The sequence below is a fragment of the Spirosoma fluviale genome (genome assembly GCF_900230225.1).
GTDB lineage: Bacteria > Bacteroidota > Bacteroidia > Cytophagales > Spirosomataceae > Spirosoma > Spirosoma fluviale.
Genome location: NZ_OCNH01000004.1, coordinates 66,552 through 78,448 on the forward strand (window position 1 = coordinate 66,552; position 11,897 = coordinate 78,448).

The following is an 11,897-nucleotide window of genomic DNA, read 5'->3' on the forward strand; positions in this document are numbered from 1 at the left end:
GAATGTCTTTCTATCAGGGGTAAAAGAGGTTATTAACTTTCTTTACTGAGTACCCTTTCAACTACATCGGTCTCATGGCAAACATCGTTCCCCGCAGAGAATTTATCAGACAGGCCACCGCAGCGAGTGTTCTACTGGGCGCTCCCGGCCCGCTTATTCAGACCAATGGCTCAGCTGCCGAGAAGGTGGTTATTGGTATTATGGGCACCAACGGACGGGGCGAAGCGCTCGCGCAGGGATTTGCCAAACTGCCCGGTGCTGAAGTGGGGTACATCTGCGATGTGGACGATCAGGCGGTTGCCAAAGGTGTAAAAGCCGTGCTGGCGGGTGGTCAGAAGAAAGCCCCCAAGACCGTTACCGATTTCCGGCAGATTCTCGACGACAAATCCATCGACGCGCTGGTCATTGCCGCCCCCGATCACTGGCACGCACCAGCCGCTATTCTAGCCCTCAAAGCCGGGAAGCATGTGTACGTCGAAAAGCCGTGCAGCCATAACCCCCGCGAAGGCGAATGGCTGGTCGAAGCGGCTCAGAAATACAAGAAAGTGGTGCAGATGGGCAACCAGCGCCGGTCGTGGCCCAAAGTGGTTGAAGCCATCAACCTAGTGAAAGAGGGCGCTATCGGCCGGGCGTACTTTGCCAAAGCGTGGTACGCCAACACCCGCGTGAGTATCGGCCACGGCAAACCGGCCCCCGTTCCGGCCGGATTCAACTTCGACCTCTGGCAGGGACCGGCCCCGCGTCGGGACTACCGCGACAATATTCACCCTTACAACTGGCACTGGTTCTGGCACTGGGGCACCGGCGAACTGCTCAACAACGGCACCCACTTCATCGACCTGTGCCGCTGGGGTCTGGAAGTCGACTACCCAACGGAAGTGAATTCGGTAGGGGGCCGGTACGCGTTCGAGGACGATTGGGAAACGCCGGACACACAGCTCACCAACTTCGCCTTTGCCAATCGAAAGAGTATTTCATGGGAAGGACGAAGCTGCAACGGGCGCAACGTAGAAGGCATTTCGGGTGGCGTCGATTTCTACGGAGAAAAAGGCACCATGGCCATTCAGGGCAACGGCTACACCCTCTACGACAACAAGAATAAAGAACTTAAAAAGGTTAGTGGCGACTCGAACCAGATCACCGCATCGGGGCCGGGCTTCGACATGGACGTTGACCACTTCGCTAACTTTCGCGACGCCATCCGGACGGGAGCGCGGCCGGTTTCGTCCATCGAAGACGCCAACAAAAGCGTGTTGCTGTGTCAGTTAGGCAATATCGCTCACCGCGTAGGCCGTTCGCTGCACTGCGACCCAGCCACCGGACGCATTAAAAACGACCCTGAAGCCATGAAGCTTTGGGGCCGGGAGTACAATCCGGCCTGGCAGCCGGTGGTGTGATGATTCGACAGTCGTATCAGACAGCATGGCTCCGGCCACCCGGCTTGCTGTCTGATACATTTACAAAGCCTATTTCCGTTCACTTCCCCACTCCACTCATGCACACACGACGCACCTTCATCCAGTCAGCCGCCACCCTGAGTTTAGCGGCTGGCTTCTCCGATCTGACGGCTTTTGCCAATAGACCAACTGCCGACAAAGGGCGGGTGGGTATCATCGGGCTGGACACATCGCACAGTACCGCGTTTACGAAGCTGCTCAACGACCCCAATCCGGGGGCGGATCTGGCCGGATTTACGGTGGTGGCGGCTTACCCACAAGGGAGCGCCGACATTGAATCCAGCACGAAACGCATTCCCGGCTATACCGACGAGGTTAAAAAAATGGGCTTGGAAATTGTCAGCTCGATTCCCGACCTCCTCAAAAAAGTAGACGTCGTTCTGCTGGAAACCAACGACGGTCGGCCGCACCTCGAACAGGCCATGCTGGTGCTGAAAGCCGGAAAACGGCTCTTCATCGACAAACCCGTTGCCGGTACGCTACCCGATGCCATGACCATTTTTGCACAGGCGAAACAGGCAGGTGTTCCTATCTTTTCGGCGTCTTCCCTGCGCTATTCGGCCAGCGCCCAGGCGGTTGCCAAAGGGTCGATTGGGGCTGTGCTGGGTGCCGACGCGTTTAGTCCGGCCCATCTGGAGAAAACCCACCCCGACCTGTTCTGGTACGGCATTCACGGTGTCGAAACACTGTATACCGCGATGGGTACGGGCTGCAAACAGGTGGTTCGGATGCAGACCGAGGGCACCGATGTAGTGGTCGGTACCTGGGCCGATGGCCGAATTGGCACCTTCCGGGGCACGCGAACGGGCAAAAACGAGTACGGCGGCACGGCCTACGGCGAAAAAGGCAACGCCCCCCTCGGCCCATACGATGGATACCGTCCCCTGCTCGTTCAGATCATTGAGTTTTTCAAGACCGGCGTGCCACCCGTCAGCGCGGAAGAAACCCTGGAAATTTACACCTTCATGGAAGCCGCCGACGAAAGCAAACGGCTCGGCGGTGTGCCGGTGCTGCTGGAAACCGTACGGCAGAAAGCCGAAAAACTGGCGAAAGGCCGCTGAAGGCATTTCGTTACGGTTTCACTCGTTGGTTGATCGTTGAATGTAGATGAACATTTTTGTACCGCGGCTCTTTAGTCCGCATAGCCGTCAGGCTAATTAGGACGACTTATTAGCCTGACGGCTACGCGGACTAAAGAGCCGCGGTACAACCCACAACCCATGAACCAACCTATAAAAACAGTACAAGTCGACTCCCTCCGTGTTCATGTCTACCCAACCCGGCAGGAAATGGGCGCATCCGCCGGGCGGGCGATCACCGAAAAAATCAACGAACTACTGTCCGACAAACCGGTTATCCGGATGATTTTTGCCGCAGCCCCGTCGCAGAACGAAGTACTGGCGTATCTGGCAGCAAGCCCGGACGTCGACTGGTCGCGCATCGACGTGTTTCACATGGATGAATATGTGGGTTTACCCGAAAATGCCCCACAGCGGTTCGGTACGTTCCTGCGCGAACACCTATTCGACCAGGTCAAGCCCCGGACGGTGAACCTCATCGACAGCAGTGCGAACGAGGCCGAACGCGACTACGCCAAGCTCCTGACCGCAGCCCCGATTGACATTATCTGTCTGGGCATTGGCGAAAACGGGCATATCGCTTTCAACGACCCGCCCGTAGCCGATTTCAACGACCCGGCCGTTATTAAACGGGTGCAACTGGACGACGTTTGTCGGCAACAGCAGGTGAACGATGGTTGTTTTCCTGCACTTAACGACGTGCCGCAGGAGGCCCTTACGCTCACCATTCCGACGCTCATGGCGGGAGCAAACCTGTTTTGCGTGGTGCCCGGCCCTACGAAGCGGGACGCCGTTCGTCAGATGCTGACCGGGCCGATAATCACCGACTGCCCGGCGTCTATTCTGAGAACTCACCCAAACTGCACACTATACGTCGACGAAGCGTCCTTCGGCAATGCCCTGCCATGATGACGCCTGACCATAGCGCCGACCCGCTGATTCTGTCCGGGATTCATTACCAAACCCATGAGCCGGTCGATGTGACGGTGGCATCAGGTATCATTACGGATATTCATCAACGGGAGCAAGTGTCTGAAGAAGCCTTAGCGTTCATTGGCCCCGGTCTGGTGGATATTCAGGTAAACGGGTTTGCCGGTGTTGACTTCAACGATGCGGCATTGACGGCAGATGGGGTCATGACCATCACTCGATCGCTGTTGCAACTCGGCGTTACGACGTTTTACCCTACAATCATCACGAATGCCAACGAAACGATTCGGACGATTCTAAAAACCATAGATCTGGCTTGCGAAACGTCTACGCTAGTGGCATCCTGCATCGGCGGTATCCATCTGGAGGGACCATTTATCTCACCCGAAGAAGGGCCACTTGGTGCGCATCCCAAAGCCCACGTCAAGCCGCCCGACTGGTCATTGCTTGCTTCGTTTATCGAAGCCTCCGGCGGTCGTGTTCGGATTATCACCTTATCACCGGAGTGGCCCGAATCAGCCAAATTCATTCGGCGGTGTGTTGAACACGGCTTACTGGTGGCCATTGGGCATACGGCAGCCAATCCGACTCAGATTCAGGAAGCGGTGGCGGCCGGGGCGCGGTTATCGACTCACCTCGGCAATGCCGCACACCAGCTTTTGCCCCGCCACCCGAACTACATCTGGGAGCAGCTGGCGCAGGATGAACTGGCCGCATCGGTCATTGCCGATGGCTTTCATTTACCGCCCTCTGTTCTTAAAGTTATCTTCCGCATGAAGGCCGAAAAAGCCATCTTGATCAGCGACAGCGTTAGTCTGGGCGGTATGCCTCCCGGAAACTACTATTCGCCGGTGGGCGGTGAGGTTGTCCTGACCGACGAAGGCAAACTTCATATGGCGGGCAAACCAATGATGCTGGCCGGTTCGGCACAACCGCTTTTGTGGGGTATAAATCAGTTAGTTCACTTACAGTTGGCTTCGCTGACTCAAGCCTGGGACATGGCATCTATTAACCCCAGTCGATTGCTGAATCTGCCCCAACAGGGCGGACTAACTATTGGTGCCCCGGCTGACCTGGTGATATTTAGTTTTAACAAGATTGTTAAAGTGTATAAAAAAGGTTGTGACACAGAGATTCACAGAGAAAACACAGAGATACGCAGAGAAAAATAACTCAGTGCATCTCCGTGCAATCTACGTGCCTCTCTGTGGCAAAACCCTTAAAAACTATGAACTCCAGAACCCTCAGCCCACGCGACACGACAATTTCTATCACCATCATCGGCGTGCTGTTTTTCGTATTCGGGTTCGTCACCTGGGTCAACGCCATCCTGATTCCGTATTTCAAGATCGCCTGTGAACTGACCAATTTCCAGTCATACCTCGTCGCTTTTGCGTTCTACATTTCCTACCTGGTGATGTCGGTTCCTGCATCGCTGTTGCTCAAGAAAGTTGGGTTTAAGCGCGGGATGATGGTGGGCTTTTTCACGATGTCGCTGGGGGCTATGATTTTTATACCGGCGGCCCTGAGCCGGGCGTATCTGGTTTTCCTGACGGGTTTGTTTACCATCGGCGTTGGCCTGGCTATCCTGCAAACAGCCGCCAACCCCTACATTACCGTGCTGGGTCCGCACGACCGGGCCGCCCAGCGCATCAGCATCATGGGCATTTGCAACAAAATGGCGGGCATTCTGGCCCCGCTCCTGTTTGCAGCCGCCATCCTTCGTCCCACCGACAGCGACCTGTTCAAGCAGTTGCCCACTATGGAGCCTGGCGTTCGGGCAGCTGCGCTGGATGCCTTGATTCGGCGGGTGATCGTGCCGTATTCGGTGGTGAGCGCGGTATTGCTGGGGCTTGGTCTGTTAATCTGGCGATCGCCCCTCCCCGAAATCGACACCGAACAGGAAAGCGATGAACTGGCCATCGCCAACGCCGACAAAACGAGCATTCTGCAATTTCCGCAGGCTGTACTGGGGGCCGTTGCCATCTTTTTCCACGTGGGGGCTCAGGTCGTTGCCATCGACACCGTAATCGGGTACGCTACCTCAATGGGACTCTCCCTCCTCGAAGCCAAAGTGTTTCCGTCCTACATCCTTACCGCCACCATCACGGGCTATGTTGTCGGCATCAGCACCATTCCCAAATGGATTCGGCAGGTAAACGCGTTTCGCATCTGTACCGGGCTGGGGCTAACGTTCAGCCTCCTGTTACTAACCACCAGCGGGCGCGTCACCCTGCTCGGGCACACGACCGATGTTTCACTCTGGTTTCTGATTAGTCTCGGACTCGCGAACTCGTTGATCTGGGCAGGTATCTGGCCACTAGCCCTCGACGGACTGGGTCGTTTCACTAAAGTGGGGGCGTCTTTGCTAATTATGGGGCTGTGCGGTAATGCCCTGATGCCGCTCGTATATGGTTACTTCGCCGATGTGTACGGCACAAAACAAGCTTATTGGTTGCTCCCCGTCTGTTACTCGTACCTGATTTTTTACGCGGGTTATGGACACAAAATCCGGCGATGGTGACCCCTCACCATCGCCGGATTTTATATTTCGATTTCAAAAGGTGTGTTCCGATAATTCAGCGGAACGGTTCGGATTACATCATACCAGTTCCGGCACGGTAACTTCGGGCGAAACCACGATCGACTTAATGATTTGCAGGGGCACATGCACCCAATCGGGACGGTAGCTTAGCTCGTGGTTGAAGTCCGAAATGGCTTTTTCGAGCAGGTACGTTTCCAGCATCATTTGCAGATCGTCGGTGCTTTTCGGGACGAACGAACTACCCTGAACCGTTTCCAGATACGCCTTCATAAAGAAACTGCTCATGGAATGCGCCCAGAATGCGGCATACGGCAACAATTTGATGGTTTCTTCTTTAGGCACCTGATTGTTCTCCAGAAAACCCTGATAACCGACGTAATAAAACGAGCGAATCATGGCCGCCACATCGCGCAGGGGCGACCGCTTTAGCCGCCGTTCGCTATAACTCCGGTTCGGGTCACCCCCGAAATCCTGAATGGCCAGGTCCTTTCCGGTAAGCAGGATTTTTTCCAGCTGTAAATCACCGTGACTCCGAATTTTGGTGGTTTCCAGCTTATGGGCGTAAATCCGTTTGAGGGTATTCAGCACGTCCTCTTTCCGTTCCAGCATTTGCTCTACCTCCTGCCGCACGCCCTCCGGAAGCCGCTGTACATTCCGTTTTTGCGTCTGGTAGCTCTCCCGCACCAGCGACTGTAATCCCGAGAAAAGCGACCGCTGGTAGTGAAGCGAGAACTCTTCCGGTGCAAACTCTTTCAGGCTGGTGTTAGAGGCCAGGGCGAGGTGCATCTGGCCAATGCGGGTGCCCAGCAAACTGGACTGGTCGGCCGACCGCTGACCAATCAACTCCCTTGTCTCAACGGGCAAATCCTCAAACGGAATAGGATTACTCAGACTACTTACCGGCACATTCATAGCAGCAGCCAGTTGGGTTTTGTCGCGCGCCAGAATCCGTTCGATAAAGTTGTTGATCCGCTCCAGCACATACCGTTTGCCATCGCCATGACTAGCCACCAGTTCCTGCATGGTACCCAGCATAACGGGTTTTTCGGTCGTACTTAATTCGATGGAACCGGCAAAGGCAGGAACATAGTCGAAATTGGCCGTTTCGGATAGGAAACGCGTCAGCTCGGTGTCTGGATTGACCGACATTTCTACCTGTCGATAGAGCTTCAGCAAATAGCACTGGTCGTAGCTGATGGACACGTAGCCCGGAGTGGCGGGCATTAGTTTGGGCTTTATCTCGCTGTGTCCGCGCAGGTATTCCTCCAGTTTTGGCGTATGCTGGAACGTTAGATTGCGTACGCCATCCTGCTTGAGCCCACCTATATTCTGCAACAAAGCCAACTGAACCTCTGTCAGGTAAATGCCGTCGCAGAGAATGCCGGATTCGTTGCCGACTTCCATGTTCGCCAGCACGGCCTGCGGGCAGTTGGCCAGCAGTTTCTCGGCTGACGTTTCCCTGACAAAGGCAACGATAAGCTGAAACAACTCCGACAACCCCCGCTCGTACGAAACCTCAAGCAGCAGCACATGGGCCGTGCTGTTCGCCAGCGGCAGAATACCGTTTTTCAGAATGGTGATGCCACGCATGGTCTGCTTCTTATCGTCGAACCAGTCCGCCCGGAGGAGGTAATCCGGCAATACTTTCGTTTCCAGCAGGGTGCGTGTATGCCGGCTCATCAGCTCGTTCCAATCGTCGACGCGAACGCCGGGCAACTGGAATGCACGGGCCGCTTCGGAGGGGGCTTTCTCCAACACAAACCACTGGTAATCGTGCGGAGCCAGCGTAAAGAAGTAGGTTTCGGTGCTCGAAATGGTCGGGAAGGCGTTTTTGCTGAATGCTTCTACCGGCACATAGCCCGAAAAACCGCTCAGCTCCACCTCCGCCGGTTGCGCATACTTCGACAGGTTCACCACAATCAGCAACGTCTGCTCTTCGTAGGTACGGGTAAAGGCCAGCACTTTCGGGTTTTCGACGTTCAGGAACTTCATGTCGCCCCGCCCAAACGCCTTGTACTGTTTGCGCAGGTTGATCATCCGCTTCATGAACCAGAACAGCGAAGACGTATTCCCCCGCTGGTTTTCCACGTTCACAGCCTCGTAATGATATTCCGGATCAAGAATAGTGGGCAGATACAGCTTCTGGGGGTTGGTAGCCGAGAAACCCGCGTTCCGGTCCGGCGACCACTGCATGGGCGTTCGTACACCGTCCCGGTCGCCCAGGTAGACGTTGTCGCCCATCCCGATTTCGTCGCCATAATAAATGACAGGTGTACCGGGCAGCGAAAACAGCAGGCTATTCAGCAGTTCGATACGCTTCCGGTTGTTGCCCATAAGCGGGGCCAGCCGGTGCCTAATACCGAGATTAATTTTAGCTTTCGGGTCTTTGGCGTAAGTCTTATACATATAATCCCGCTCTTCGTCGGTCACCATTTCGAGGGTTAGCTCGTCGTGGTTGCGCAGGAAAATGGCCCACTGGCAACTTTCGGGAATGGCGGGTGTCTGGTCGAAAATATCGGTAATAGGGTACCGGTCTTCCATTTGCAGCGACATGAACATACGCGGCATAACCGGAAAATGGTAGTTCATGTGGCACTCGTCGCCATCGCCGAAGTACGAAGCCGAATCCTCCGGCCACATATTCGCTTCGGCCAGGAAGACGACACCGGGAAAATGATCGTCGACGTGTTTGCGCAGTTTCTTCAGGAACGCGTGTGTTTCGGGCAGGTTCTCGCCGTTGGTGCCTTCCCGCTCAAACAGATAGGGAACGGCATCGAGCCGGAAACCATCCACACCCAGTTCGCACCAGTAGTCGATCATCCTGAACACCTCATCCTGCACCAGCGGATTATCGTAGTTCAGGTCGGGCTGGTGGTGGAAAAAGCGGTGCCAGTAATACTGCTGCGCTTCCTGATCCCAGGTCCAGTTGGAGGTTTCGAAATCCTGGAAAATGATGCGTACATCCTTAAACTGGGTGGGGTCGTCGGTCCAGACGTAGTAGTCCCGTTCGGGCGAGCCTTTAGGGGCACGGCGGGCGCGTTGAAACCACGGGTGCTGGTCGGATGAGTGGTTGATAACCAGTTCGGTAATGACTTTCAAATTACGCTGGTGCGCTTCCTGAAGGAGTATTTTGAACTGCTCGATCGTCCCGTACGATGGGTTGATGGTGTAGTAATCGGCAATATCGTACCCATCATCGCGCAGGGGCGATGGATAGAAAGGCAGCAGCCAGATGGCCGTTACGCCTAGTTCCTGCAAGTAATCCAGCTTTCCGAGTAGCCCCTCAAAATCGCCAATACCATCGCCATTTCCATCGCAAAATGCTTTGATGTGCAATTCATAAATGATGGCGTCTTTATACCAGCGGAGATTACCCTGTTGTTCTACACTATCGTTTATCATATCTGTTGAGTCGATTAAGGTCTTCTGAAACCCGTTGCCAGCGGACCGCCGGTCTGCTTTTGGGGTTTTAGTTGAAACCTTGAGCGAAACAGAAAGTTTAGATAAACAGTCAACCACTTACCCGCTTCTAAGCAGTTTCTAAGATTTGCTTAAGGCTCCTCTAAGTTGCCGCTACGAACTTTAGGGTAAGACACTGCGCGTTCAGTAACGCACTACAACCTGATGAAAATCTCTAAGTCGTCCTATAAACGTTTACTTATCGTTTCGTACCGATTACCATTTACCATTCAGCAAACAGACGACGGCCCCGAACTGAAGCAGAACTCGGGCGGTCTGGTTTCGGCAGTATTATCCATGGCCGAGCAAATGGGCCAGAATCAGGGCGACGAGTCAACCAAAATTCACTGGGTGGGTCATGGCGATGCGTCCATGCAACAGGATAATGCCCCCGCCCTGGAGAATGAAACCTTTATCGCGCATCCCGTTTTTATGGACGAGGCCGTTCATAAAGGGTTTTACGAAGGGTTCAGCAATGACCTGATCTGGCCGTTGTTTCACTATTTTCCGTCTTACGCGTCGTTCAACGAGGCCGATTTCCAGCATTACCAGCAGGCTAACAAGCGTTTTCTGGACGAGTTGACGGCCCTAATCCAACCGGGCGATCTGATCTGGATTCACGATTTCCAGCTGATGCTACTGCCCGAAATGGTTCGACAGGCCGTGCCCGATGCCACCATTGGCTACTTTTTTCATATCCCCTTCCCTACCTACGAAATCGTTAAACTCCTGCCCCGAAGCTGGCGTCAGCTGTTGATAAAAGGCCTGCTGGGCTCCGATGTAGTTGGCTTTCACACCAACGACTACGTACAGCACTTTCTGGGAAGTGTGTCGGAAGTGCTGGCCCTGCCCATTATTGAGCAGCGGGTCGTTTTGCCCGACCGATCGGTTATCGTGAAAGACTTCCCGATCAGCATCGACTTCAACAAATTCAATACCAGCGGCCAGGATACAACCGTGGCCAACACCCGGCAGCATTACCAGAACCTGCTTCGTCAGAACAAGATCATCTTTTCGGTCGACCGGCTCGATTACACCAAAGGCATTACGTACCGACTGCTGGGTTATGAACGCTTTCTGGAGCAAAATCCCGACTGGCACGATAAAGTGACGTTCGTAATCACGGTGGTTCCCTCCCGCGATACCATTCCTCAATACCAGGAAATCAAACGCGAAATTGAAGAAGCCGTTGGCCGGATCAATGGATTGTTCGGCACGATTGGCTGGCGTCCTATCGTGTATTCGTACAATTCGCTGAGCTTCCCGGAATTAATGGCCCTGTACACCGCCTGCGATGTTGCCCTCATTACGCCCGTTCGGGATGGCATGAACCTAGTTTGTAAGGAGTTTGTGGCCAGCCGTTACGATAACAGAGGTGTGCTGATTCTGAGTGAACTGGCAGGAGCTGCGCAGGAGTTACCCGAAGCGCTGATTATCAACCCAACCGATAAGCAGGAAGTAGCCGACGCCATCAAACAGGCCCTGCTTATGCCCGCTGCCGAGCAGGAAGAGCGGTTGATAAAGATGCGTAACCACTTGCAAAACCACAACGTGTTTCGGTGGAGCAGCGACTTCCTCACGGCTTTTGACAACCTTAAAACGACGCATTCAACCTTGGAAACCGACCTCCCGATCCAGCCATTCATCAACGCCCTGAGCGAGGCCCGACAACGGCTCTTATTATTTGACTTCGACGGTACGCTGGCTCCGCTCATCAATGATCCGGCGCAGGCGAAACCATCGGAAGAAATAAAAAAATCATTACAGAATCTGGCCGAAAACAGCGATCTGGTCGTGATCAGTGGCCGGAACCGGGCCTTTCTGGAGAAAACCTTCGCGGGCGTTCCGGTGCATCTGGTGGCCGAACACGGTGCTTTCCTGAAAAAACCCGACCAGCCCTGGCAACGTCTCGACCTATCGTCCGGCGATTGGGTCGATACCGTTCGCACAACAATGGAGGAGTTTGTCACACGTTTTCCCGGTTCGTTTATCGAAGAAAAAGAAACCGCCATCGCCTGGCATTACCGAACGGCCGAAACGGAAGACATCGAAGCCCAAGCCAACGACCTGGCCAGTCAGCTCCGACGGGCCGATTCGTCTATTCCGCTCACGGTCATTCAGGGCAGTAAAGTGGTGGAAGTGAAGCCTGCTCTGCACAGCAAAGGCACGGTGGCGCTCTCAATATTCGAGCAGACACCTTATGATTTCATTGTTAGCATTGGCGACGATACCACCGACGAAGACATGTTCCGGCAGTTGCCAAACTGGGCCTATACCGTGAAGGTGGGATCGGGAACGTCCTTCGCCCGGTATCACCTGGCACGGCAGCGCGACGTTGAAACCTTACTCCAGCGCATGAGCGAAGTACTGGTCGAAGCCTGATAGCAGGAGCTTTCTCTGCGATACTTGTCTCTTTTCAGGACACAC

At 54.5% G+C, this 11,897-nt stretch carries 7 protein-coding genes; 6 read left to right on the forward strand and 1 reads right to left on the reverse strand.

Annotated elements, in window-relative coordinates; translation table 11 throughout:
* The first annotated feature begins 74 nt into the window (after window positions 1–74).
* From CRO74_RS21575 to CRO74_RS21595, 5 genes are all read left to right on the forward strand, one after another.
* Window positions 75–1,397, forward strand: a complete 1,323-nt coding sequence (locus CRO74_RS21575) for a Gfo/Idh/MocA family protein (protein ID WP_097128832.1) — start codon at window positions 75–77, stop codon at window positions 1,395–1,397.
* Window positions 1,398–1,495: 98 nt separating this feature from the next.
* On the forward strand, window positions 1,496–2,518 hold the full coding sequence (locus tag CRO74_RS21580) for a Gfo/Idh/MocA family protein (protein WP_097128834.1): 1,023 nt from the start codon (window positions 1,496–1,498) through the stop codon (window positions 2,516–2,518).
* Between the two features lie 159 nt (window positions 2,519–2,677).
* Window positions 2,678–3,445, forward strand: a complete 768-nt coding sequence (locus CRO74_RS21585; protein WP_097128836.1) for a glucosamine-6-phosphate deaminase — start codon at window positions 2,678–2,680, stop codon at window positions 3,443–3,445.
* Window positions 3,442–4,638 (forward strand): N-acetylglucosamine-6-phosphate deacetylase, encoded by a 1,197-nt coding sequence (locus CRO74_RS21590; RefSeq protein ID WP_097128838.1) that lies wholly within the window; start codon window positions 3,442–3,444, stop codon window positions 4,636–4,638. The genes CRO74_RS21585 and CRO74_RS21590 overlap by 4 nt, the downstream gene beginning before the upstream one ends.
* A 56-nt stretch (window positions 4,639–4,694) precedes the next feature.
* Window positions 4,695–5,990 (forward strand): sugar MFS transporter, encoded by a 1,296-nt coding sequence (locus CRO74_RS21595; protein ID WP_097128840.1) that lies wholly within the window; start codon window positions 4,695–4,697, stop codon window positions 5,988–5,990.
* Between the two features lie 78 nt (window positions 5,991–6,068).
* On the opposite strand, the gene treS is transcribed toward CRO74_RS21595, so the two are convergent.
* Window positions 6,069–9,413, reverse strand: a complete 3,345-nt coding sequence (treS, locus tag CRO74_RS21600) for a maltose alpha-D-glucosyltransferase (protein WP_097128842.1) — start codon at window positions 9,411–9,413, stop codon at window positions 6,069–6,071.
* 222 nt (window positions 9,414–9,635) lie between these two features.
* Here treS and CRO74_RS21605 point away from each other — a divergent pair, with 222 nt between their 5' ends.
* Window positions 9,636–11,852, forward strand: coding sequence for a bifunctional alpha,alpha-trehalose-phosphate synthase (UDP-forming)/trehalose-phosphatase (locus CRO74_RS21605; protein ID WP_097128844.1), 2,217 nt, complete (start codon window positions 9,636–9,638; stop codon window positions 11,850–11,852).
* The last annotated feature ends 45 nt before the right edge of the window (window positions 11,853–11,897 follow it).

Coding starts and splice junctions, on each gene's coding strand:
- CRO74_RS21575 (WP_097128832.1), top strand. CDS start 75: ATGGCAAACATCGTTCCCCGCAGAGAATTTATCAGACAGGCCACCGCA.
- CRO74_RS21580 (WP_097128834.1), top strand. CDS start 1,496: ATGCACACACGACGCACCTTCATCCAGTCAGCCGCCACCCTGAGTTTA.
- CRO74_RS21585 (WP_097128836.1), top strand. CDS start 2,678: ATGAACCAACCTATAAAAACAGTACAAGTCGACTCCCTCCGTGTTCAT.
- CRO74_RS21590 (WP_097128838.1), top strand. CDS start 3,442: ATGATGACGCCTGACCATAGCGCCGACCCGCTGATTCTGTCCGGGATT.
- CRO74_RS21595 (WP_097128840.1), top strand. CDS start 4,695: ATGAACTCCAGAACCCTCAGCCCACGCGACACGACAATTTCTATCACC.
- treS (WP_097128842.1), bottom strand. CDS start 9,413: ATGATAAACGATAGTGTAGAACAACAGGGTAATCTCCGCTGGTATAAA.
- CRO74_RS21605 (WP_097128844.1), top strand. CDS start 9,636: ATGAAAATCTCTAAGTCGTCCTATAAACGTTTACTTATCGTTTCGTAC.